This window comes from Jeotgalibacillus salarius, from assembly GCF_004405125.1.
Lineage (GTDB): Bacteria > Bacillota > Bacilli > Bacillales > Jeotgalibacillaceae > Jeotgalibacillus > Jeotgalibacillus salarius.
In genome coordinates this window covers 76,904-102,398 of record NZ_SORX01000004.1, presented here as the reverse complement: position 1 = coordinate 102,398, position 25,495 = coordinate 76,904, and the positions used below count along the sequence as shown (strand labels likewise).

Annotated in this window: 21 protein-coding genes; 8 read left to right on the top strand and 13 right to left on the bottom strand. The window is 40.9% G+C overall.

The features are described from left to right. Positions 1-9 precede the first annotated feature (9 nt). The gene (locus E2626_RS07980) at positions 10-1,527 is read left to right on the top strand and encodes a class I adenylate-forming enzyme family protein (RefSeq protein WP_166786773.1); all 1,518 of its coding nucleotides are present in this window, start codon (positions 10-12) and stop codon (positions 1,525-1,527) included. 113 nt (positions 1,528-1,640) lie between these two features. On the opposite strand, the gene E2626_RS07975 is transcribed toward E2626_RS07980, so the two are convergent. Further along, on the bottom strand, positions 1,641-6,173 hold the full coding sequence (locus tag E2626_RS07975; RefSeq protein WP_134381219.1) for an Ig-like domain-containing protein: 4,533 nt from the start codon (positions 6,171-6,173) through the stop codon (positions 1,641-1,643). Between the two features lie 608 nt (positions 6,174-6,781). On the opposite strand from E2626_RS07975, the gene E2626_RS07970 reads away from it, so the two are divergent. Beyond that, complete coding sequence (locus E2626_RS07970) at positions 6,782-7,573, top strand: serine/threonine protein kinase (protein ID WP_166786772.1); 792 nt, start codon at positions 6,782-6,784, stop codon at positions 7,571-7,573. Between the two features lie 56 nt (positions 7,574-7,629). On the opposite strand, the gene E2626_RS07965 is transcribed toward E2626_RS07970, so the two are convergent. The 4 genes from E2626_RS07965 to E2626_RS07950 all read right to left on the bottom strand — a co-directional run bounded on the left by E2626_RS07965 (position 7,630) and on the right by E2626_RS07950 (position 9,813). Then, positions 7,630-7,833, bottom strand: coding sequence for a hypothetical protein (locus tag E2626_RS07965; RefSeq protein ID WP_134381217.1), 204 nt, complete (start codon positions 7,831-7,833; stop codon positions 7,630-7,632). 89 nt (positions 7,834-7,922) lie between these two features. After that, entirely contained in the window at positions 7,923-8,858 is a 936-nt protein-coding gene (locus E2626_RS07960) for an aldo/keto reductase (RefSeq protein WP_134381216.1), read from the bottom strand. A 203-nt stretch (positions 8,859-9,061) separates the two neighbouring features. Continuing rightward, positions 9,062-9,322, bottom strand: a complete 261-nt coding sequence (locus E2626_RS07955; RefSeq protein ID WP_134381215.1) for a hypothetical protein — start codon at positions 9,320-9,322, stop codon at positions 9,062-9,064. Positions 9,323-9,336: 14 nt separating this feature from the next. Further along, positions 9,337-9,813, bottom strand: coding sequence for a peptide-methionine (S)-S-oxide reductase (locus E2626_RS07950; RefSeq protein ID WP_134381214.1), 477 nt, complete (start codon positions 9,811-9,813; stop codon positions 9,337-9,339). A 204-nt stretch (positions 9,814-10,017) separates the two neighbouring features. On the opposite strand from E2626_RS07950, the gene E2626_RS07945 reads away from it, so the two are divergent. The 3 genes from E2626_RS07945 to E2626_RS07935 all read left to right on the top strand — a co-directional run bounded on the left by E2626_RS07945 (position 10,018) and on the right by E2626_RS07935 (position 12,986). Further along, a complete protein-coding gene (locus E2626_RS07945; protein ID WP_134381213.1) occupies positions 10,018-10,461 on the top strand; it encodes a ferritin-like domain-containing protein in 444 nt (147 codons plus the stop codon). A gap of 187 nt (positions 10,462-10,648) precedes the next feature. Next, positions 10,649-11,875, top strand: coding sequence for an NAD(P)/FAD-dependent oxidoreductase (locus tag E2626_RS07940; protein WP_134381212.1), 1,227 nt, complete (start codon positions 10,649-10,651; stop codon positions 11,873-11,875). A gap of 385 nt (positions 11,876-12,260) precedes the next feature. Further along, positions 12,261-12,986, top strand: coding sequence for a DUF421 domain-containing protein (locus tag E2626_RS07935; protein ID WP_134381211.1), 726 nt, complete (start codon positions 12,261-12,263; stop codon positions 12,984-12,986). A gap of 24 nt (positions 12,987-13,010) precedes the next feature. Here E2626_RS07935 and E2626_RS07930 read toward each other — a convergent pair whose 3' ends face one another. Both E2626_RS07930 and E2626_RS07925 read right to left on the bottom strand, forming a co-directional pair. Beyond that, entirely contained in the window at positions 13,011-13,484 is a 474-nt protein-coding gene (locus E2626_RS07930; RefSeq protein ID WP_424955126.1) for a histidine phosphatase family protein, read from the bottom strand. A gap of 384 nt (positions 13,485-13,868) precedes the next feature. Further along, positions 13,869-14,108 carry a hypothetical protein gene (locus E2626_RS07925; protein ID WP_424955125.1) on the bottom strand — a complete coding sequence of 80 codons (240 nt, stop codon included), beginning with the start codon at positions 14,106-14,108 and terminating at the stop codon, positions 13,869-13,871. A gap of 114 nt (positions 14,109-14,222) precedes the next feature. On the opposite strand from E2626_RS07925, the gene E2626_RS07920 reads away from it, so the two are divergent. Beyond that, positions 14,223-15,437 (top strand): amidohydrolase, encoded by a 1,215-nt coding sequence (locus E2626_RS07920; RefSeq protein WP_134381209.1) that lies wholly within the window; start codon positions 14,223-14,225, stop codon positions 15,435-15,437. Between the two features lie 226 nt (positions 15,438-15,663). Here E2626_RS07920 and E2626_RS07915 read toward each other — a convergent pair whose 3' ends face one another. From E2626_RS07915 to E2626_RS07890, 6 genes are all read right to left on the bottom strand, one after another. Further along, positions 15,664-16,254, bottom strand: coding sequence for a 2OG-Fe(II) oxygenase (locus E2626_RS07915; RefSeq protein ID WP_134381494.1), 591 nt, complete (start codon positions 16,252-16,254; stop codon positions 15,664-15,666). A gap of 299 nt (positions 16,255-16,553) precedes the next feature. After that, positions 16,554-17,273, bottom strand: a complete 720-nt coding sequence (locus E2626_RS07910) for a VCBS repeat-containing protein (protein WP_134381208.1) — start codon at positions 17,271-17,273, stop codon at positions 16,554-16,556. Between the two features lie 186 nt (positions 17,274-17,459). Beyond that, positions 17,460-17,645 (bottom strand): hypothetical protein, encoded by a 186-nt coding sequence (locus E2626_RS07905; RefSeq protein ID WP_134381207.1) that lies wholly within the window; start codon positions 17,643-17,645, stop codon positions 17,460-17,462. A gap of 108 nt (positions 17,646-17,753) precedes the next feature. Beyond that, the gene (locus tag E2626_RS07900; protein ID WP_134381206.1) at positions 17,754-20,201 is read right to left on the bottom strand and encodes a restriction endonuclease-like protein; all 2,448 of its coding nucleotides are present in this window, start codon (positions 20,199-20,201) and stop codon (positions 17,754-17,756) included. Then, a complete protein-coding gene (locus tag E2626_RS07895; protein ID WP_134381205.1) occupies positions 20,173-21,891 on the bottom strand; it encodes an MrcB family domain-containing protein in 1,719 nt (572 codons plus the stop codon). Before E2626_RS07895 ends, E2626_RS07900 begins: the two co-directional genes overlap by 29 nt. Positions 21,892-22,287: 396 nt before the next feature. Further along, a complete protein-coding gene (locus E2626_RS07890) occupies positions 22,288-22,968 on the bottom strand; it encodes a hypothetical protein (protein ID WP_134381204.1) in 681 nt (226 codons plus the stop codon). Positions 22,969-23,502: 534 nt separating this feature from the next. Here E2626_RS07890 and E2626_RS07885 point away from each other — a divergent pair. Beyond that, on the top strand, positions 23,503-24,651 hold the full coding sequence (locus E2626_RS07885; RefSeq protein WP_134381203.1) for a DUF262 domain-containing protein: 1,149 nt from the start codon (positions 23,503-23,505) through the stop codon (positions 24,649-24,651). 3 nt (positions 24,652-24,654) lie between these two features. Further along, positions 24,655-25,398 (top strand): MAE_28990/MAE_18760 family HEPN-like nuclease, encoded by a 744-nt coding sequence (locus E2626_RS07880; protein WP_134381202.1) that lies wholly within the window; start codon positions 24,655-24,657, stop codon positions 25,396-25,398. Positions 25,399-25,495: the final 97 nt, after the last annotated feature.

The window sequence follows — 25,495 nt, the reverse complement described above, 5'->3', positions numbered from 1 at the left end:
ATGACTCTCATGAGCGCAACTACTCATTGGCTTCAAAAACGCATCAGTATGACACCAGAGGCTTCTGCGCTCGTGGACGCTGACACGCAGGATACCTGGACTTATAAAGAGCTCGGCAAACAGATCGGCTTTTGGCAGGCCTATCTCTCCCGTTTCGAAATGAATAAGGGAGAAAGAATCGCATTTCTCGGTGCCAACACCATCGAGATCTTTCCGCTGCTTTTTGCCTGCAGCTATATGGGATTGATCTTTACGCCACTTAACACCCGGCTGCATCCGGCTGAAATAAAAGCGATACTCCAAGATGCCGGGCCTGCCCTTGTCGTCACAGATGAAGAAATGAAAAGCCGCGCAGAGCAAAGCACAGGCAATGTGGTCCTGCTTACTGACGCCCTGCAGGAAAATCTGGATAAAACAATCGTGACCTGTGAAGCAGAGACTGAAGCCACCTCAGTTATGATCTATACAGGCGGTACCACCGGCGCGCCAAAAGGCGTCATGCTTTCAAATCGCGCCATTGAATGGAATGCGATTAATACGATCGTCTCATGGGGACTGACTGAAGACGACCGGACCCTAACCTATATGCCTCTTTTTCATACAGGAGGACTGAACGCACTCGCCATTCCGATTTTGATGGCAGGCGGCCAGGTAGTCATTGGCAACAAATTTCAGCCTGAAAAAGTGGTGAACGAACTGAATCACTTCAGAATTACGATCGCTCTTTTTGTTCCAACGATGTATCAAATGATGATCAATACCGGTAAACTCGGGAATCGGGCTTTCCCTTCCATGAAAACATTTCTCTCAGGAGGTGCACCTTGTCCAATGTCGATCTATCAATACTTCGAACAGCACAAGCTGCCCTTTAAGCAGGGATATGGATTATCAGAAGCCGGACCGAACAACTTTATGATGCCGCTTGATTACGCTCAGCGTTATAAAGGCTCCGTCGGAAAACCGATGATCTATGCAGAAATCAGACTATTTGATGAAGAAAATAATGAAATCCAGGCATCGCACACACCAGGTGAAATCCGGATCAAAGGCCCTCACCTCTTCTCCGGTTACTGGCGGCTTCCAGGCGAAACCAAATCCGCCTTTCACAATGGCTGGTTCAAGACAGGTGACCTTGCAGAGCTTGATAACAAGGGGAACTATACCATCAAAGGACGCATAAAAGAAATGATTATCTCCGGAGGGGAAAACATCTATCCCCAGGAAATTGAAACCGTCATTAACATGCTTCCGGGGATTCGCGATCAGGCTGTTGTCAGCTGCCCCGACGACCAATGGGGAGAAGTGCCGGTAGCATTCGTCACTTTGTCTGATCTTCACTTAACTATCAGCCAAATTCGTACGCACTGCCAGGCTCACCTGACTAAGTACAAGTGTCCGTCACAGATTTATATCTTACCGGAACTGCCAAAGACGGCCGTGGGAAAGCTTGATAAAAGGCTTTTACAGGCGTGGGGGGAAAGCGGGGAGCTAGAAAAAGGTCAGAATTCGTTGTCAGTAGACGCATAAATGCGGTTGAGGACAGCTGGCTCTGTTTATTGTACCCCTGTAAAATCCCATAGAGTAAGCCCCTGCACATAAAAACAACCCCCTCTCCATTCCCGGAAAGGGGGTTGCGCTGCTTACTTCTTAACTGTTACCTTTGCTGCTTTACTGGTCTTGCCTTCTGCATCTGTCGCAGTGATGCTAAGAACAGTTGATTGCTTTTGCTTCTCAATTGTCACTTCAAACTTTCCTTTATCATCTGCCTTGGCAGTTCCGATGACTTCTTCGCCAGCTTTCACCGTCACTTCAGCATTCGCCTCTGTTTTACCTGAGACAGATGTAGAGGAAATCTTTACATTTTTCTGTACGTTTGGTGCGGAAGGTGCTTTACCATCATTAACACTTACTGTCTTAGTGTCAATCACATTGCCATCCGCATCTTCTGCTGTAATGGTAAGGATTGTACCTGCGTGTTGCTTAGGAATCTTGACTGTAAATTCACCGTCTTCATTTGCCGTTACAGTACGCTTATTATTTTTACCATTCAGATTCACAGTGACAACTGCTCCGGCTTCTGTCTGGCCAGTTACTTCTTTAGACTGAACCGTTACTTCTTCTACTGTAAACGTGCTTGTTACAGTCACACTTAACTCGTCACTCACATTTCCAGCTTCATCCGTTGCTGTAATCACAAGCACGGTACCTGCTTCCTGCGTTGGAATTTCAACAGCGAATTCACCGTTCTCATCTGCTGTTGCTGTAAATGTGTCTGTTCCATTTGAGATCGTGACAGTTGAACCGGCTTCTGCTTCACCCGTTACTTCTGTCGACTGATCTGATACTTCATTTGCCGTTGGCGCTTCAGGTGCTGTTTTATCAGTGACTGTAATGCTGAGTGCTTCACTGACATTTCCATCTGCATCAGTTGCCGTCACTGTAAGTACAGTTCCTGCTTCCTGCTTTGGAATTGACACTGAATACGCACCGTCAGCATCAGCTGTTCCAGTAAATGATTCTGTCTCATTCGACACTGTTACAACTGTTCCGGCCGCTGCTTCACCAGTTACTTCTGTCGACTGGTCAGATACCTCGTTAGCTGTTGGTGCTTCAGGCGCTGTTGAAAACTCATGAATATACGTTTGCTCAGCATATTCATCCTGCCCGCCTTCAGCCAGTCCATAAGTGAATCCGTATTTAATCTCATCGCCTTCATTCACATCTAACGTAAAGACATTGTAGTTCTCCCCAGCTTTATTCATCATGATGTTCTGCTGCGTTGTGCCATTCTTAATATAATGAAGGATCGCCCATGGCGCATCGTTCACATAAAACTCAACTGAATTTTCCTTGATTGTCCCAACGCCGTATCCTTCTCTTTCCGGTGATGGTTCTTCCGGATTTTCAGGACCTTCTGCTGGTAAAGCTGGTATTTCATACAGATGGACGTTATCGATTGTGACTGTGTGTTCGCCAATTGCTTCCTGTCCTTCAACCCTACCTAAAGCGAATAGAAGCTTCGCAGCATCCGTGTCCTTTTCATAGGTAAATTCAATTGCATATGTTTTTAATTCTTCATTGATCTCAACCGTTTCCCAGATATGCTTGTCAAAGCCTGCATTTTCTAAAATCGCATCAATTTTTCTAGGCGTTGATGAAGCCATATCAAATACTAGACGGTATGATTTTGATTTCTCCAGTAATTGTCCAGTCTGACTGAATTGAATGCTCCAGAACTCATTGCCGATCGATGGAATCGTCAACTGGTTCTGACCGTCTGTGATCGTTGACGTTGCACCTGTATCAGACCATAGATCCCACGATGTGTTTCCATCTGCGAATGAAGGATTCTTCACCTGATTCACACCCGGGTTCTTCATTTCAAGCACGACATTATCAATCGTTACGCTATGCGCATCCGTTTCAGCATATTTACCTAAAAGGAAGTTCAGTTCAACTGCCTCTTCTTCTGTTACTGTAAATGAATACGTGAATCGTTCAGTTTCCTCAGTTAATGAGATTTCCTTTTCAAACACGCGCTCAAAATCATTGTTTTGCAAGACTAATTCCAAATCGCGTGGTATTGTTGAGCTCGCATCAAATGAAACCAGGTATTCTTTATCTGCGTAAAGCTGAAGGTCTGTCTGCTTGAACTGGACAGCCCACTTTTCAGCACCCGTGCCTTCTGCATCAAATGCAGGAACGCTGATTTGTGCTTTACCATTTTCCACTTCTACTTCATTAATAAAGTTTTCGTTATTCCAGCTCCACGCTGACCATTCAGTAAGCCCATCGCTGAATGAACCGTTCTTTAGCGGGAACAACTGCTCCTGCGTCATTTGCGGAATAATATCGACAGTGACAGTTGCTTTAGCTGTTTGTGCGCCGTCTTCTGTTGTGACTGTAATCTCAGTCATTCCGTTTGCGACTGCTGTCACAACGCCTGTTGCGCTTACTTTTGCAACACTTTCATCGCTTGTAGACCATGACACCTTCTTGTTTGTTGCATTTGCCGGAGCAACTGCTGCTGAAAGTCTTGTTGTCTGGCCTTCTTTTGTTAATTCAACTTCAGATTTGTTCAGTGTTACGCCTGTAACCGGAACCTCAGGGATTTCCTCTTCTTCTGGTTCAAGGTCTTTATATACGCGGACATAATCCACTTCCATTGAAACAGGGAAATCATCAACATCAGGCTCAACGCCGCCGTCAAACCAGCCGCCCATTGCAAGGTTCATGATCAGATAGAAATCCTGGTCAAATGGTGCATTTGGATTGTCCTGGACTGCTGCTGAGAACCACTGCTCTTTTGTTACTCTGTAAAAGAACTGTCCGTCTACATACCAGTTAATTGAATCTTCTTCCCAAACCACACTGTACGTGTGGAAATCTGTATCAATTCTGCCCCCCTCTTCAAAGTGCTGTTCACCTGAAAGGTACGTATTAGAAGGCCATTCACCGCCAAAGTGGATCGCACCGCTTGTTGTGCCAGGTACACGTCCTCTTGCTTCCATGACATCAATCTCACCAGAAGATGCCCAACTTCCATACACTTCATCATTTGGCATCATCCAAAGTGCCGGCCAAGCGCCTGATACTGCAGGAAGCTTCGCACTGAAGTCCACTCGTCCGTAAGTAAATTTGAATTTATCCTGCGTCGTGATTTTTCCTGATGAATAAGGTGCCACACGGTCCGGATCCTGCTCGAATGATGCCGGATCGTCAAGTGCCGTGATATTTAACTTACCATCTTCTACAAATATATTATCTTCACTGTCCGTATAATGCTGAAGCTCGTTATTACCCCAGCCCCATGTACCCGGGTCGTCATTTAAATAGTAGCCAGTGTCATAATTCCACTTACTTTCATCAAGTTCTGACCCATCGAACTCATCATTAAAGACTAATTCCCATCCTTCAATCGCTGAATCTTCAGATGTACCAAGCTCAATATCTTCACCCACGACATCATCCGGGCGAAAAGCATCCGGGTTGCCGATCAATTGATACTCAACATAGTTGTTACCAATGTCGCCGCCTTTTTCACCGTCCAGTGGGTAACCGATTCTAAGCGCTACATCTTCCTGTAAAGGCTGAAACCATAGACCGAAAATATAATCCGTCCAGAATCCCCACTGCGTAGCAGATGACGCGTTATTGTAACCATTTGCCGAGTAACTGAAGCCAGTTATGTTGGATTCTAAAATGTTGACCCACTCACCATCTACCTTTACTTCGTAGACAAAGTTATCAATTTCACTCTTTGTCGCGTAACCCCCGTCAATTCTCGGGATCGGCATACCGATTGCACCGCTCTTATCCGCTTCAAAGGTTGCGTTGCCATCAAAGTTTGAAATGACGTGAGAATTTCTCACAGGAAGTGTAACGACCAACGTATAGTCAACATACACATCAGGATTCGTAATCGAAGCCACTCTCACCTGTGTCGTTTCTTCTACCGGGTCAAACCAGTATCCACCCGGACCTTCCCACCAGTTACCGAAGTTATTATCATAAATCCAGCCGCTGTCTGCATTGTTATCAATTGAAACCCATTCATCACCCTGTTTTACGAAAAGGGCGATATCATCCCGAACATCGTTAAATGTTGCGCCACTATTGAACCTCGGGAATTCGAACCCTGTCCCACCGGAAGGCGATACATCAAATGTCGTCGGACCTGCTGGCGCCATTGATGTAATGACCTGCGTGTCTGCCGGCGTGACATTTAACGTGTACTCAACATACACATCAGGATTCGTCTGTGAAGCGACTCTGACCTGTGTCGTTTCTTCTACCGGGTTGAACCAGTAACCACCTGGACCTTCCCACCAGTTACCGAAGTTCACATCATAGATCCATCCGCTCGCAGCATTGTTGACGATCGAAACCCATTCGCCATCCTGCTTCACAAGAAGATCAACATCATCCTCTACAGCGTCAAACCCGGCGCCATTATTAAAGTTCGGAAATTCAAATCCGACACCCCCGTCAAATCCTACCTGAAGTGAAGTAGGTCCGGCTGCAGCGATTGTTGTAATGGTTTGTGAAGCCGCCTCACTCTGATCTGCTTCCTCTGCTTTCACACTGCTTACATTCACATCTGCAAAAGTGAACATCAGCATATTCGTCACTAAAACGAGACTCAGCATTTTCATTCTTTTCGCCTTTTTCAATATGTACTCATCTCCTGTCTGTTTTTTTACCAGTAAACCTTCACATGACAAACGTCTGCTTCTAAAAGCGGATCTTTCTCTTCAGACAAACCTCCTTTTCACAACATTGATTTTAGATACTGACCTATGACTGAACTGATCGCATCACCTGTTAACCAGTTGATGCTTCAGATGATCACTGACTCTCTTTTCTGCGAGCGCTTTCATTTCCTGCTGTTAAAAAAGACGATTCTGTAAGCATCGTCTTTTTTGTCCTACGTGGGACATTTGATTATAACTATAAACTTCTGATGATTGATTACAACATTTTTTTACAATAATGAATGAGTAATATGATAGCTGATCAATTTATTTTCAAATCTTTGCGCCTGCAATCAACATGGTTCTCACTCCTACTGGCACTAGTGTCGAGCTGCCTATCCGAACCACTTTAGCAACAACACAACCACCTCACACAACTGTTAAAAATGATTATTTATCTCTATTTATATCCATTTAATTTCATAGTCCTTATGATTTATACAACTTGGTTTATTTAGCAGTGAAGAGTTTTAACACTTTTCACACCATCTGATATGATTAAGACAAACAAAAACACAGAGGTGCCTATGGAAGCAGTACACTGGATGATCAAAAAAGCACGTCAGAAGATCATGGACCGTGAATATCCTGCCGGTGAAATTATCAATGGACGCTATCAGATTGAAAAAGTGCTGCAAAACGGGAGTTACGGGATCATTTATTTATGTCAGGATTTGAGTACCGGTCAAACATGTGTGGTCAAGCAGATGCGTAAAAGTAAGAGAAAAGAAAACGCTGAAAATTATCTTCAGGAGACAGCAATTCTGAAGCTGCTGGACCACCCCGGGATTCCATCGCTGATCGACACCTTTTCATATGAGGGTGAACAGTTCTTTTCGATGGCCTTTGTTGAAGGAAAAAATGTGGAGGATACGTTATTTGCAACCGGACAGCAGTATACAGAAAAGGAATGTCTGCCAATCATTGAACAGCTGACTTTTATTGTCTGCTACATCCATGACCAGGGTGTATTCCACGGGGATATCAGAATTCCAAATGTTCTTCTTCACAATGGGAAGATTCACCTGATCGACTTTGGTCTGGCAAGCAATCTGGGGGCAGAAAGCGGATTAAAAACGCAGCGGGAACAGCTCGCCCAGGATGATTTCTTTGATCTGGGAGACTTCCTGTTATTTCTCCTGTACTCTTCTTATGACGGGGATATCAAAAAGGGAAGATCCTGGACAGAAGAGCTTCATCTCAAACCGCAGACAACGCTGCTGCTCAAACGGCTACTTGGTATTACTAAGCCCTATCAGCAGTGCGCAGACATTCTCACGGATATCAGGAAGGCGATTGGCAGCTTTCACGCACATTAAAAAACGCCGCTGAACCATTGTCCGGTTCAGCGGCGTCTTTTCGATTTTCATTGCAATCAGCTGCTGGAATAATGTCTTTTGTTTTTGTAACGGCCTGAGCCCCCATACGGGTTGCGTCCCCGGCGGTCACTACTGCTTCCGCCACGATATCCGCGCCTCTTCCCGCTGCTTGAACCGCGACGGTAATGCTTTCTTCTGCCACTGCTGCTGCCACGCTTCTTCAATTCTTTGGAAATGCCTTTTATGATCTTTTTGAACATTGAGCATCCTCCTTTATCATAGAGATGTCGTAAAGACACCTTCTATCATTCAGCATAAGGCGGTTTCAGGTTTTATACAACTAATATAGCTACCAGGGCAGAGTGATATCCTTTATTTCTTCTCTCCATAAATTCTTCAACTCACTGATCATTTCCGGAGATAAACTGCCTTCAGCTGCTGCACGATTCTGGTTAAACTGCTGAATATCTTTTGCACCCGGGATCATCGTAGACACTTCGGAATAAGAAAGAATAAACTGCAATGCTGCCTGCGACATAGGCACATCATTTCCCAAAATACGACGGACTTTTTCTACTAACCTGCCTCTTTGTTCAATGTCATCAATACTCCACCTGCTTCTGATCCCGTTGAATCGACTGTTGATATCGTACTTTCCAGTCAGCCAACCTGAATCCAGCGGCACCTTAGTAATCACGCCTACTCCCTGACGCTCAGCTGACTGTATTGCGGCTGCAGGTTCCTGATGAAAAATATTGAACATCACTTCAATGACCTGACTATCCGTTTTATGTAACAGTTCATCCATCTCTTTCCCACTATCAACCGAAGCGCCATACGCCCTGATTTTTCCCTGTTCTTTTAAATTTTCAAGCACTTCAAACTGCGGGCTGTTGCCATTCAAACTTGAAAAAGGCGGATTATGAAGAAGCAGACTATCGAGATAATCAGTCTGCAACCGTCGCAGGCTGCCTTCCACTGATTCGATCAATTTTTCAGGTTCAAAGCTTTGTTCCCCATTCGAAAGGTGGCCACATTTACTGCTGATGACCACCTGATCTCTTTTACCTTTAAAAGCTTGTCCAAGAAGCTCTTCACTTTTGCCAGCTCCATAGTTAGGAGCCGTATCAAAAAAGTTACATCCGGCATCCATCGCCTCACTCACCAAATCAATTGCTTCACGATCTGCCATCCTGCCCCAGTCTTTCTCATTACCTAGCTGCCATGCGCCAAACCCGACCTCTGACACCTGGATCCCTGTATTTCCTAAGCTTCGTTGCTTCATAAAGGATTCCTCATTTCATTATATTTAAGCTCTCTTCAAGTTGGCAGATGATTTCCGCTTCAGGGGGACGCTTTCCGTGGCTGTGCTTCGCCGTGACTGTCTCATCTGTCCCTTCCTGCCACAGGAGTCGCCCCCTTCCGCTCCAATCATCTGCGGTGCAAAAACAACATTGGGCTATTACAAACCCTATATTTAAAACAGGCTCACTTACTTCGCCGCTCCATCTCATATAAATCATTCTCAACCTTATGGAAATAAGCTTTTACCATATGTAACGACATACCCATCACTAATAAAATTACCCCTCCAACCAGAAACACACTTGATCTGACAGTCCTTTGAATGAGCACTGTCCCGTATTCTTCAAAAGACGCCTGAAAATCCCAGGTCTGCGTCCAGCTGTATGTCATAAAAATGATACCGAGCAAAAATGCAGCCATGCTTAGCCATTTAAGACCGTTCATCGGCTTTCCCCCTTTTACTTTTCCTGATATTTATTCAACAGCTCCTCTGAAATATGGCAATAATCATCCGGACACTTATCCAGCCGGTCCTGATGCTCCTCTGCACTCCGCACATAATTCACAAGCGGCAATACTTCAACCACAATACGTTCGGCATCACTTCTCTTCTGAATAAACGCCCGCGCCTCCTCTAAATGCTGAGGATCTTCGCTATATACGCCCGTTCGATACTTCTCCCCGGCATCAATTCCCTGCTTGTTCACACTGTAAGGATCAATAATCTCAAAGAAATAAGCCATCAGCTGATCCATCGTCACGACATTAGGATCAAACTCGGTCTTCACGCATTCCGCAAATCCGTCGTAATCCCCATCAAGAGTGCTGCTCGATCCATTCGCTCTGCCCGCTTCTGTAAATGTCACACCTGGTAAAGTTTTGATAAATGCCTGAACGCCCCAGAGACAGCCGCCTGCGAAATATATGGTTTCCATTTGATTCACCTCTCAATTAATTATCCTTTAATCGCTACTTCCCATCTTACACGGCAGTCCAGCTTTGCGCACCCGATTGATTAGTATGCATAAAATAATTTGAAGTGAAAAGAAGGAGGACAATCATGTATTCAGATCAATTATGTAATATCCATTTTCACATGAATACTGTCACATTTACCGATACAGAAAAAGGTGACTCCTATGCATAGACAAATCGAAAACTATGGCGCTAAAGGCGCTTTAAACACGCCTTCATTGTCCTTACCTCAAATGTTAACCTATGCCCTTCAAGATGAGTATTTAGCGCAGGGAAGATACAATAACGTGATCGCAAACTTTGGTGAGATTAGAACGTTTGTCCAGATCAGAGCTGCAGAAATGAGACATATCATGGCACTGCTGCCACTTTTCGAGCGATATCAGGTACCGTTGCCAATGGATGAATCCCAGAATTTCATTTCAACTCCCGAAAGGCTGAAGACCGCATATGCAGAAGGCGTTCAAGGAGAAATAGAAAATATAGCGATGTACGACAGGTTCTTATCACTGAACATCCCGAATGATCTAAGGATCGTCTTTATGCAGCTGCGGAATGCCTCCATCAACCATTTAGCAGCATTTGAGAGAGGGCTAGCCATAAGTTGAGTTTTTTAAGCTCTCTAAATGAACTTTAAACCACATTATACCATTTTATATAAATACTCTATTTCTATTATTAAAAATTCTACTCATCAAACTCCTAATTCTTCCCTTCTTATATAAATATTCAGCATATACAGCCTAAATCTGGACATAGTAATTTTATCTCATTTACTTTTTGGGGAGGATCCAAATGAAACGTCAAACCGGCACCTATTACTGGCCAACCACTTTTCCTGATGCACCGTCCTATCCGCCATTAGAAACAGACCTGTCCTGTGATGTATTGATTATCGGTGGTGGGAGCTCAGGTGCTCAGTGTGCTTATTATCTTGCTGACCATGACTTAAATGCAGTGGTCATCGAAAAATCGACTATCGCGAGCGGAAGTACTGTGACAAATACAGCGATTCTGCAATACTCCGGTGAAAAAATGTTCACCAGTCTAGTGAATACATTTGGAGAAGACTATGTCGCAAGACATTTGCAGCTACTGAAGCAGGCGATTGATGAAATTGAAGGAGCTTCCAAAAGCAGTTCAATCGACTGTGAATTCAACAGAAGAGACACCCTCTATTCCGCCAGCTGCCCTGAAGACGTGGACAAGCTGAAAAAGGAATATAACTATTTAAAGCAGCATGATTGTGAGGTCGACTTTTTAGAAAAAGATGAGATTGAAGCAAAGTATCCTTTCAGCCGGGAAGCAGCGATTTATTCGTATCATGATGGAGAAGTAAATCCTTTCAAATATACGCATGCGCTATTTGAAGAGGCGGTCGCTCAAGGTGTACGTGTATATGAACAGACTGAAATGAATGGACAGCACTTTGATCAGGAGCGTGGGACAACGATTGTCACAACAAAGAAAGGCTATTCGATAGAGGCCCGGCATGTCATTTTCGCTGCAGGGTATGAAGGCATGGATATCAAAAAAGAAAAGAAAGCTTCTTTTGAAAGTACATTCACGATTACCACGAACCCGGTTGATGACTTGTCTGCATGGTACAACCGGACACTTCTCTGGGAAACTGCCCGTCCGTATTTATATTGCCGGACAACGAAAGATAACCGGGTGATTATCGGCGGGCTTGATGAAAATACAGATGAAGAAAGAGACAGAAATAGTAAATTAACTCATAAAAAATATCAGCTAATTGAGGAATTTAATAAGCTGTTTCCTGATATTCATGTTGAACCTGAGTATTACCTGGCTTCATCTTATGGTGGAATTGTGGATGGCGTGCCTGTGGTCGGGAAATATGAAGAATTCCCGGGATGCTATTTTGTCTTTGCGTTTGGAGATAACGGAATGGTGTATGGGCAGGCATTGGCGAGGCTAATTGCGGAAGAGATTGTGAAGGGGAGCAGTCCGGATCTCGCGATGTATGTGCAGGAGCGGCCGTTGTTGAAGCGAGTATAAAGTGGGGGGTGTTTCCCCACTTTTTTATGCCGTTACGAACTCACTTTGAACTGATGATTACGAGCGTTTTTTGATAAAAATGTATTTTCCGATTGGTTCATGTAAAAGATGGGACTGTACTTTCTAAAGTAATTTATGTGAAATGCTATTGGTGCCTTTGCACAGCTGATGTTTGGAGCGTAGGGCCCTAACTCCTACAGCAGGAAGGGACAGATGAGATCTGGCACGTCAAAGCCTGCGGGCTCAACGCCCGGCCCAGTCAAACATCCGCCCGAAGTGGAGATCAACAGCCAACTTTAACGGGGTATAAAAGTAAAGATGATCCGGGGGATTAAACACTGGAGCTAATACATATTTCTATGAAGTTAGTGATAGGGGTGTAAAAATGCTTGAATCTATAAAAGATATACTGCTGGTTTTTGGGAGGATCATTACGATTTTACCCCTCCTGCTCGTTGTCACCCTATTCATGGGAAAACGCGCAATCGGGGAATTACCGATATTTGATTTTTTAATTATCCTCACCCTGGGGGCAGTTGTTGGAGCCGATATTGCAGACCCCAATATTGATCACCTTCCGACTGCAGCAGCAGTCATTGCGCTCGGCATTCTCCAGAAGGTTGTTGCCAAGTGGAAAATTTCTAACCGGAAAATCGGTAGACTGCTGACATTTGAACCGACTGTGATTATTCAAAATGGCAAATTCCTTAATAAAAATATGAAGAAAATCCGTTATTCGATTGATAATATCCTTCAAATGCTAAGGGAAAAAAGCATTTTTGATATTAGTGAGGTTGAAACAGCCATTATCGAAGCGAATGGTTCTTTGAGCGTTTTAAAAATTCCACAGAAAAATTCAGTTACTTTAGAAGATATGAAAATGGCAAAAACAACATCCGCTATTTCCTTTCCCTTGATTGTAGAAGGAACCATTTACTCAAGTGTCTTGAAGGATTTTAATCTGAATGAAGCCTGGCTGCAACATCAGTTATCTGAGAAAGGCATTGTTGATATAAGGGATGTCTTTTTTGCTTCAATGAATCGGGAACTTGAGTTACATGTTTCTTTAAAGGATGAAAAGAATGTGAATGTTCCAGTGATCAAACATTGAATTGTGATTGCACTTTAACAAACGCTAATTTCCTATAGCACGTAATTCTGATAAAGATAACCGTCTGACGACCTGATAACCATTGCCGGCACCTCCGGGTTTTACAATCACTGTGCCCATATTTGGTATCTCACCTAACCCTGTTTGTGCAGGAAAGCTATGACCAATGATCACCTGATTCCATCCCTGATCCGGTGCTGTCTTCAGCCTTGACTGAAGACCATTCAGTATTCTATTTCTTTCTTCATCCGGTAAATTTCCGCTCAACCTATACACCTCAAACAAAAAGGGATCAACACCCACACTTACAGTCCCGAATGCCAGCTGTGCGGTTTCAATGTTCCTGCAAAATGGACTTGAGACAATAGGGTATTGAACCGGTATGCGTAAGGATCGAAGAATATCTCCATAGGAAACAGCCTGCCAGCGTCCGGTTTCTGAAAGATTTCTCTGAGTGAGACAGCTTTGAAAGCTGAAACCGGGTAAATCACTGCCCACAGTTGCTTCCCCGTGTCTTGCATAGAGTATATATCCTCCTTTTCTCAGGGAATCGAGTAATGATTGATCCAGACAGACCCCCTCCTTCTGTAACGTTCTTAGTTTATTGCTAACATATGTGATTCTTTTTGTTTTAGATTAATGAAGAAATTCCCGGTTCAAGAACCCTTAACATATATATGCCGCACGGGCTTATTTCAGATATTAAATATGATTGATTTGCCATTACTTGATGTAAGTTTCTCCATATGCAAATCCCGCTGCCTGACTGAAAGCAGCGGGATTCCTTTACTCCTCTTCTGTTGATAATTCCACATACATACCAGTGGTTAAAATGATGACCTGGAAAAAGAAAATCAGTGTTAAAACCATTTCACTCAACTCCTACCATGTAATAAATTCTCGTGATCCTGGAGGTGCATGCTGGATCATCTGGGCGATCGGGATTGCGTATGCGATGATGATTAATACGAATGCGATGCCGATCCACACAAGCCAGTTTTCCAGTATTTTCGGCGTTGCCCGTTTATCACTTTCAGCGAGTGGAAACTCAACAAATTCGTGCGGTTCCACAGCTTTAGGTGAGACAAATGCACTCATGATCACGATATAGAGCAGTAGCATAGCTGAAAGGCTTGTAGCACCTTAAACAATGGAACATTACGCAAGTGAATATTGTATTTATCACAAGCTAGCTTTTACAATAATAGAAAACGTTGAGCGTACTGGAGGCAGAATATGAATGCTTATTGGATTGTGAATGCAACGATTGAGACCGGATTTAACCATGAGAGCCGAGTGACTAGAACTACTACTGAAACAGCACATCTGAAAATTGAGCATGAGACCATCACTGAAGTGACATCCACTTACCCTGCTCAAACCAACCTTCCCGTGATTGATGCAGAAGGGGCACTGTTGCTGCCTGCGTTCCGGGAGATGCATATTCATATTGATAAGACGTATTACTCAGGACCCTGGAAAGCTGTGGAGCCCGCTGTTAACGGCATCTTCACGAGGATTGAAGAAGAACAGACCATCCTGAAGGAACAGCTCCCTGTAGCAGAGGAACGTGCGAAGAAGATGATTGAGCTGCTTTTGCAAAATGGTCATACCCATATCCGCACGCACTGCAATATTGATCCGGTTACAGGGATTGAAAACCTAAAAGCCACAGTCCGTGCACTCAAAGCGTATGAAGATTACCTGACATATGAAATTGTCGCTTTCCCGCAGCACGGGCTCTTAAGAAGTAACGCTGAGTCTCTTGTCCGTCAGGCGATGGAACACGGCGCCACTCATGTAGGAGGCGTGGACCCTGCAACAGTGGACCGCGATATTAATAAGTCCCTTGAAACGATGTTTGCGATTGCACTGGATTATCAGAAAGATATTGATATTCACCTGCATGATCCCGATTCGCTCGGCGCTTTTGAAATGGAACAAATCGCTGACTTAGTCAAAAAGAATAGTTATGAGGGACGCGTCACCATCAGTCACGCATTGGCGCTTGGCGACCTGAAGGAGAAGCGGCTGCAGCAGCTGACCGGCATCCTGAACGACGCAAAAATCGATGTGACGACCACCGTCCCAATCAACCGTCCCACGATTCCAATCCCGGCCTTATGGGAAACAGGGATTCCAGTCTCAGTGGGCCACGACAGCATCACAGATCACTGGTCACCTTTTGGCACCGGCAATACAATCGACAAGCTCGCCACGCTCGGAGAACGCTTCGGGATCAGCGGGGAAGTCGGGTTAAATCAGTTATTGAAGTATGCAACTGGCGGGGTCAATCCTTTATCATCAGAAGGTCAGCAGCAATGGCCGAAGCATGGTGATGCTGCTTCCTTTATGCTTGTGGATGCGGTTTGCAGTGCTGAAGCGATTGCGAGGAGGAAACCTATAAAGGCTGTGTTTGGGAAGGGGAAGCAGTTTTTAGTGGAGGGATGATTGTAAAGCTGATGATGAAACACAAATAACTTAAAAAGCCCGGGACCACTCCACTTCATGTGGAAATAGGTTCCCGGGCTTTAAATAAATTTTATATGAGCATCCTGTGAGCGGATGAAGCAGAAATTTCAATCTATCACTGTTTTATATACTTTTTCAGATCATTTAACATAAATGGGTTGTATGGACATTGTGTATAGGACAGGGAATATTTTTCATTATACAGTTATCGTACACTTTTTCTCCTCATCCACTGTGTTGCAACCCACTTTTCTCCTTTTATAACAGGTGCGCCACCATGAAGCGTTTGATTGTTCAGTTCTTCATCGTTGTAAAAGTATTCGAAGTAGACGGCTGAGCCCTTTTGAGGCGTGATAGAGATATTTAATGCAGGAAAGTAGGTTTCTCCTCCCTCTTCCACCTCATTAAAATAAACGACCATTGTGCTGATGCGATTATTTGAAGCTGCTTTACTGGTTGGCAGAAAGTAATCATGGTGCGCTTTGTACTCCTGCCCAGGCGTATATTTCAGGATTTGCAATCCCTCTGCGTGTTCGACAGGGATATTCATTATCTTCGCAAGACGCTTTTCAATGGTATTGACCAGATCATTTTCTGACTCCTCAAAGAACATGCCGCTGCTTGTTCTCATCTGATTGACCACACGATCACTACTAATTTTCGAACGCTTCATTCTATCCATCGATAATTGAATCAGCTGATCACATTCCTCACAGCTTAGTACATCCTCCAACACCACAACCAGCGGCCACGTATGCCGCTTCGTAAACGGGATCGCTGTATCACCAACGATCATGACAGGTCCATCTGCATCAAAAAGATGTTGTTCTGCCGCTTTTTCGGGTTCCGTTCTGTATCCTTCATTGATCTGTTCTTCCACATTGATTAAATGATGGTTAGGCGTTATCTTCATACGTTCCACTCGCTTTTCTAATCTTTAGAATATTAGCTTTATTATACCATTCATTTCAAAAAAGTGTCAGATTAGATGCAGGCTGGGACAGACCCAGACTTCGCTTATACAAATAAAAAGCCCGGGACCACTCCGCTTATTGCGGAAGTGGGTTCCCGGGCTTTAAATAGAACTTAAATATCCTAATATCCAAAAATAGCAACATACTGATTTTGCAAAACAAACCTGTTATCCGACCATGCTAACGTATTCAAAACATACCCTAAAGAATCAGCATTATATCTCCCGGCAATTTTCTGATAAGCCAATAGCTCATACCGATTATTTGAATCAAAATCTACAGGATATAACCCGCTAAGAGGATTGACAAATCCAGTAATAGGACTCTTCAGTTTGCCATTTTCATCATATATTTCATTTAAATATTCGCTGCCTTTTGTTGAGATAACGATAATGTACTTTAAATTATTGATAATGCTGACAACTTCTACTTTGTAATCATCCTGATAAGTAACCTCATATTGATACTGCTCATTATATACATTAAAATCAAATAATAATTGTGGAGTATTATCTACAAAGGAATAAATATAATGGTACATTATTCCACTACTACCACCTGTCGTAATACTGATTAATATGTCATCTACTCCATTCCCAGTAAAATCCCCCAGGAATACAACAGGATTGTAGCCTGCATTTTCACGAAGCGGGACACTTGTTAACACGCCGGATCTTCCATCCTGAACGACCAGCGTGATCTGTTGAATAAATGGACTACCTGGCGTCATTATGCCGGTTAAATAGACATGATCAGGTACTCTGTCCCCAGTTACATCTCCCCGTGCAAACGACACTACATTCGGAGGGTTCATATTCGTCCTGGCGTAATAATTATACATAGCATGCTCCTTTACAGTATTATGCCCTACCACAATGAGCATTCCAGTCCAAACCACTCCCTATCATATTATTTGTGTTGAAAAAAGTTAGGCTCCATAAATGTATGCTACGGCTCCATAACTCATGTAGGCTGGGACAGACACAGACTTCGCTCATAATAAATAAAAAGCCCTGAACCACTCCGCTTATTGCAGAAGTGAATCTCCGAGCTTCAAATAAAACTTAAATATCGCCATACTCACCGGCACAATAATCACAAGTAGCAATGCAGGCATCACATAAACCGCTGTACCTGCAGCAACCCATAACAGCAGCACGGCAATAGAACTTGATGAGTGTGTAAATGCATAAATAAATGATTGCTTAATCAAATTCCTACCTCTCAGTTGTTTATGTGCGAGAAGCGGGAACATGGGGGTTGATCACTGTCCGCTAAACATTTATGAATATTTACACTAAAGTGCTTTATTCCCTATTAATCAGTCGACTAGCTTCCGAAATACTCTCACTCGGTCCCTCCTAAACTCATTAAAACTTATTCTTTGAACTGTATCTTCCTTCATAATCTCTAAAGTCTCTAATTCTCTGTTAAAAATAACTGTTGTACCCTTAATATCATACTTCACTACCCGCTCAGCCTCATCCATCCTCTGGTTATCCAAGCCTATATTTATCTGATCCGACACCCTCTTTAACATTTGCCAAACAACCTTTTCATCTTCAGATTTCATAAACAGCTCTGGTAGCTCAGTTGAGTTTTCTAGACTTCTCAGAGTAGTCACCATATATTGAGCAATACCATAGCCGACCGGCGCAATAACAGTGTTTAAATGTTTCCAGTAATCGACTTTAAATGTCACCCTGTCTCCTTTCACCTCAACATCTTTTATTTTTCCATAACAGACAACCCCGTTGTCTATTTCAACTTCCTTTGTGAGGTAGAGGGCCACGTACTGCGCTTCCTGCCATCCTCTTTTTAAGATAGTGACTGGAATCTGGTAATGAGCCGACCCTATACTTTCTCTATATCGGTCCTCCGATGAGATCACCCCTACTAGCACCTTCTCCTCCATGCTCTTCTGCCACGTTTGCAGTGAACCCCTTGGGAGGATGCCTTCGCTTTGGATTTCTTCAGGACTCTTGTCGATCAGGTTTTCAATAAAGCGTTCCACTAGGTCTGTGGCATTGGGCAGGAAGGGTAGTGCTCCAATATTGACCTTCCCTATGCTTTTGTAGAAATGGTGCTCCTGATAGAGTTGTTCTTCGTTCCACGGGAACAATACATAGGCACCAACCGCTGTGCGTTCATAAGGTCCATTTTGTTCGGAAACAATGGAGTCACGATAACGATGCATCGTATTGATATCTTCTTCCATTGGGCCTGGTAAGTTGTATTTATTGCTATAGTAACTACCATCGAGCGCGAAATCTATTCTGTATTTTGCATCAAAGACATAGTTGAAGGTATAGCTTTCCCCTTTTTTCTCGATACTTAGCATTGTATCTGGTACTTGAGCGATCGTGGGGAGATTGCCTTCGTATTTCTGATACTTAAGGGTGATCTTTTCTTTCGTAACAGGATGCCTGTAAACACGTGTTGCGTGATGATTAGCATCCATATTTACGTGCAGACCTTTGCGATTAACCTTAATAATATCCTGGCTAATCATTTCATAATTTTTGTTTAGAATTTGTCCAAGTTTCAGATAGGTCCAATATTCGTATAGGGTTGCTATGTCTTTGACAGACATTTTGTACATACTGTTTTGTAGTGCTAGTCCTTTTGAGACGGTTAAGTATATTTGGTAGGCATCGCGATAACCAGGCGCTAACTGCATCACTAGACTCTGGACTGTTCGATCTGGGAGTGCGAGCTCTCTATAAAAAGGCGTGTTGAGTTTTCTTGTTAGCGTACGTTTCATACCTTCAATAGAACGTAACAACTCCACGTCTTGATCAACTTTTAACCAGCGATTATTCTGGATCCTGTTAAGTAAATCTTCAAGCTTACTAGCAAGGCGGGTGATCATCCATTTAGTAAAACGATTTTCATTGGTGTGAAAGGTGATTTGCTTATTGGTGTTTATCCCTTTAATTGGCATGTATTGTCTATGACTAATTGGTATACCGCTGTCTACCTCTTGAAAAAGGTGACTATTCTTCTTTAAATAGTTCCGCCCTCTTCCATCAAGAGATTTGATACGATCACCTCTTACCATTTCATGCGTTTTTACTAGCTTGTGATGAGGCTGACGCTCTATTTGCTCGATCGCCTTTATGAACGTTTCAAAGTAAAATGTGATAAGACGAAAAAATTCAGTAGGAGAAGGCGACCCTTCTAGCTTTGTTTGCGCACTTAAATAGGTTTTCTTTAAAAAATGAAAAGCTAGATTGTAAATTTCATCATTTACCTCATCCAAAATCTTCTGGTAATCTTCTTTATAATTAAGCTTAGTAGGGAAAATCTCGATCGTGACCTCGAGTAAAGTACGTTTTCCTTCTTTAATTACAAAGGTAGAATAACCGATTTCATTCTGAAAGTGGAGGTTTCCTAACAGTACATATGATTCACCAAGCGCTATGCGGTCAATTGCATTCCTGAAAATCGGGTGCTCATGATAAAACGTTAATTCCTTATCTGTTTTTGGAGAGACCATTACAGTATATATACCGTTTTCGAAGAAGATCGGTCGATGGGTTTGAAGATCGACGAGTTCTAACGCTTCTACGTCAAATACCTTTATCTCAGCATGGTCACCCACAACCCTGAATTGCATTTCATCATGGAAATCCATCGTGCGATACTGTTGAAGCCCTGCATACTTCTCATGATAAGGCTTTCCTTTTATCACAAAGGAAAAGTCACTAGTCTCAATTTTAACTAATTCGACGTCTCCTTTAGCTAATCCAGAAAGAGGTGAAGCCATCGTGCGATAACCTCCTATACATCTCTAAAAGCTTTTCAGTGCTTCGAGGGTATTTCGAAACCTTTATATAATCTGTATAATCCTCTTGATCTTCACGTAGCTCCTGATTAGTAATGAGCTTAAATAATTCCTTTAGTGTCTGATCTACTCTGCTATCACTACCAGATATTCTAGGTAAAATCTTTTGTACAATACAGTAATCTAATGCAGCTTCATATGAAAACATTTCTCCCTCTCTGTTATAAGAAAGATACATACAAATTTCATCACGAACGCGATAGCCTACCTGTGCACCTAGAGGCTTTAACGCTTCGTTGATACCAACTAATGTATAAGAAACTTCTTTAATCAGGTCCATATGTTTTTCCGTAAGATCCTTTAAGTACAAATAATCGGAGCGGAGGATATCATTGTTAATTTGTTTTGACGCCAAAGCTTCATTTGTCTCTTGAAGAAAGTCGAAATAATCTAGCTTTACTCTATTAAATTCAATTGTATTCGCGCGATCTAATACCTTTTTGCTAAAGGGATGTGTGGTTTCATCCATGTTAACAGTTCCAATGATGTACATATTTTCAGGAAAGGCAATTGAACGTCCCGTCATCGATTCATCTAGAATTTCAGAGGTTACAATCTCATTATTCTTCCAGTCTCTACTTTCCATGACACTCAGAAGGTCACTAAAATAATACTCCACTCGGGCAAGATTCATTTCATCTAATAAAACAAAATATGGCTTTTGGGGGTTATCTAACGCCTTTTGCATAACCTTCGTCAAAGGACCTTCTATAAAATCACCTTTAATATCTGTATAGCCAATTAAATCCGAGCTATCGCTCCAATCCGGTCGTACAGGAATTAACTCAAACTGTCCATTTTCCTTTGTAGCACCTAGACTTTCTGCAAACCACTTAATCACCATCGTTTTCCCTGTACCAGAAATGCCGGAGATGATTACGAACGGCTTTGTTTTGATAGATAGAAAAAGGTTTTTAATTTCTTCCCTTTCGTAAAAAAACCCTTTATTTTTTATGTACTGATATATATGATCTATAACTGTTTTATTACTCATATAATCTGCCGATGGATCCGCCACAACTATAGGCGGTTCATGGGATTTAGATTCATTCCCTTCATTTTGACTAATAAAGTCTTCATAATAGCCCACTATTTTTTCTAGGTCTTCTACAATCTGGTCTTCTGACGGGAAATTTTCAAGCCTATATTTCACATATAGAGCTGTTGAAGCAGCATAACCTCTTGCACGATGTGATGGCCCAAGATAAATATCATCATCTTTATGAAATCTGGCATCTATGTCAAGTTCACTTCTAATTGAATTTTTTATTCTTAGCATCTCTTCCCTTGACGTCTCTGTCACACCTTGTGCTAATGTCAAATATAGCTCCTGCATATCCTCACTAAAAAGATAAACAATGTAATAGCCTCGTTGAGTACTCGTGGTAATCTGATTATTCATTAAGGCAATCCAAGGTACACCTGCCCAGTTACCTTGACCAACAGATCCAGTTACTACATATTGATCACTTAGAAATGGTAGCTTTTTTAGCTCTCTAGTCACTTCATTTCTTACAAATGTACCTAGGTGGTGCCCTCCAAAGCTTTGAGTTCTAGCATTTGGATAGTTATTCATTATATTTAGGAACTTTTCTCTTAATTTAGTATTCAATATTTTTCCTCCAAATATGGTTCTACTATTGAAATCCAGAATTCACCTAATTAATTCAACATTTCTTTCAACAGCACATCAGTCTTTCTATTAACAAGTAGCGACTTAGATATTATCCCTACTCCTATGTATCATAGGCAATCATACAATAATTTGGAAAACACTGCTGTCTGAAGTAGTAGGTTTTTAAAAATAAAAAGGGACTATCATAGAGATAATAGTCTTTTTAAAAGAGGTTACATGCTTATTTTTTACTCTTTTCATAATGCAAAATTTATAGAGTGAGGAGCCATATTAATTGTGTAAGAATTGTGCCTGACATGTGACAAGGATATATTTCTTATTAATAATCTTGATCACTACTTATAAACATTTTATTTTTGATTTTGCTTGAATCTAATTTTTATTAATTTCAATTATAGTCCCTTTACTTTCATCTATTGTTAATCGCTTTCCATCAATGTCATACTCTAAATTAGTTCTTAATTTTGGATCTTCTTCTTTTAATAACTCTATACACTTTAAAGTTGATACTAGTTGAGTTTTACACACTTCTACAAAATTCTCTGAAGGCATACCATTAATTGAATAAATTTTAGCGTGTTCTACCCCAGTATAGTAACCAGTTAATTCCTGCATTAGATTATTAGAAAAATACTTTGCACATTTCACGTTGATTTCTTTCCATGTATCGAATTTAGTATGAACAACTATATGTCCTTTAGAAGTCCTATCAATTGTAGCTCCCCCGCTGCTGATATAGTGCCTTAGTTTCTCTTTTAGGTTAATTTCTTTAGCATTAAGCAAGTAATATTGAGAAAAAACATAAATAAATGAATTCATATAGATTTCACTGTTGATGAGGTATATCAAATTCTTCTTCACAGTTTCTTCTCGCTGTCTTTTCTCGTGAACTTCATTAAGAGTATGATCAATTGTTTTATCTGAGGTTCTTGAAAGACGTCCAGTTAAAACTACGTATATTACCGTGACTATAACCAGCGTAATATTTACAATGACCGTAAGTGCCCCTGTATTATTGTTTAGAAATTCTATTAACTTTACTATGCTATTCATATTAATTAGCCATCCTCCTATTAAGTTTAACTTTAAAAACTTTTTACTTAGTAGGATATACGTTCAAAATCTATTATTGGGCTCAATTATTTGGAGTTTAATTATAAAAATAGCCGTTAATGTAGTATCTAATAATGAGGACTAAGACTTTTATATAAGATGAAAGAGGTTAAATTTATTCGTTATAGTAAGAAATAAAGGAATTGTAGATCCCCAGTCACTAATCCAACTTATTCGGTCCAGATAGATTCAACTTCTCAAAATGACCCTTTATTATACATCGAACTAACCACATTAAGCACCACTCCGTACACCCGGTCATCCACTAAATAACGTTTCTTAATCAGGGGCTTCTCTCACGACCCAAAACCCTCACCCTTCGCACGAATCACAACCACCTGTTCGATCAGATACGTAACAGTGAATGTCAAAAAATTCAACCTTTGAAGAAATACATTTATAATTTACTTATTATTTGGTAAAATATTCTTAAGATAAACAAATTTAAATAATTTAGTTGGATGAGGTGTATTTATGAAAGACGCATTATATTATGGTGTAGATATTGATGACTCAGAAGATTATGATGATAAAGTTTTAGATATAACAATACAAGATGATGAGGAAGTTAACGAAATACCTACTGAGCTTAGAAAATTAAGAGTACAGGCATATGACAAAAGTGTTAGTGATTTAGTGAGAATGGTTAGAGAAGGGGATATAATACTTAATCCTGAGTACCAAAGAAATTATGTGTGGGATAACAAAAAAGCTTCTCTACTTGTTGAATCCATTTTGTTGAACATCCCAATACCAGTAATCTATGCCTCAGAAGAAAAAGATAGCAGTTGGAATATTGTAGATGGATTGCAAAGGTTAACTGCACTAAAGAGATTCTTTGAGAACAACTTTAAATTAAGTGGACTTGGAGTATTGAGTGAGTTAAATGGACTTAAATACGAGGGTCTTAACCCCAAAGCAAAAAGAGTATTAAGTAATGGAAACTTAAGAGTCATATTAATTTTTAATGACTCTCATCAAGAAATAAAATATGAAATATTTATGAGGTTAAATTCAGGCTCAGTAAAATTAAATGAGCAAGAACTCAGAAATTGTCTTTACAGAGGATCTTTGAATAATGCTTTAAAACAGTTTGTTAAAAATAAAAAATTTTTAGATATTCTTGGATTAGAGAAACCACATAAAAGAATGGTAGATTGTGAAATGGTACTTAGATATCTTGCTTTTTCTGAAAACTATGATGGAGAACAGAAAACTATTAAGAATTATAAAGGTGCTATAAAGCCATACTTAAATATATTCTTTGCAGAAAATCAAAATTTAGAAATACATAAAATTAAAGATATGCATCATAAGTTTGATTCTGTAATAGATGCTGTCTATGAGGTATTTGGTGATAAAGCATTTAGAAAATTAAATGAGGATGGATTTGAAACTAAAATCAACAAATCAATAATGGATGTAATAATGTTAAGCTTTGAACAGTACACATATGACCAGATTAAAGCAAAAAAAGAAGATATATTAGAGTTGTATAAGCAAAAATTAATAAGTGATTCTAAATTTAATTTAGCAGTAACTCAAGGAACATCAGATACTAAGGTATTAGAGTTAAGATTAAAAAGTTGGATTAATGACCTTGAAAAGTTAATGATGGTTTAAGATATGGAAAACCACTTAAGTAGCTTTCATAACTTTGACAATGCATTGGCTGAGGTAGGATTATTAATTAAATTTGCTAATGATTTCGAAAAAAACCCTCTTGAATATGCAGCATTAAACAAAAGTGCATTATTACTTTTGACTGCTAAGTTTGAAGTGTTTGTGGAGGATGTTGTGAGAGAATATATAGAAGAAATAAATTTAATGAATCTCACTAATCTATTGATTTCTGACCAATTAAAAATGAAACATTCTGTTACAAGAATTAAGGAAATATTGGATATAATTGAACATCCAAATAAAGAAGAACAAAGAATGGAAGTGTTTAAAGAAATTGCTAAGCTTTGGTCAAGTAAAGCTGAAAATTTTGATTCCTTAAATATTCCTAATAAATTCAATTATGGTAAACATGGTTCTAAAGAAATGGAAAAATTATTTAAAAATATTGAAATTGAAAATGTGTTTGAAACAATTAAACTCTATACTGATCAAAATGATTCTATGATTAGTGGAGGAGAAATAATTGATTTAAGAGGCATAATAAATAATATTACAAATCAAAGAAACAAAATCAGTCATCAGGATGAAACTCCCAATATTACTCATAAGGAAATAGCGGATTATGCAAGTTATTTAAATAGATTTTCAAAGGAACTTTGTACTTACCTTGAAGCTAGCTTGCTTTTATTGCAACAACAGTTTGATACTTCTAGACAAGCAGCTAGTGGACAGGAGACAGCTATATAAAAGCACCTTTGAATAAAAATTATTATCTGGATTTTCTGTCCACGCCATGCCATTGTTCTATACCATTGATCCCCCTATGGGGGATGTTTTTTTATTT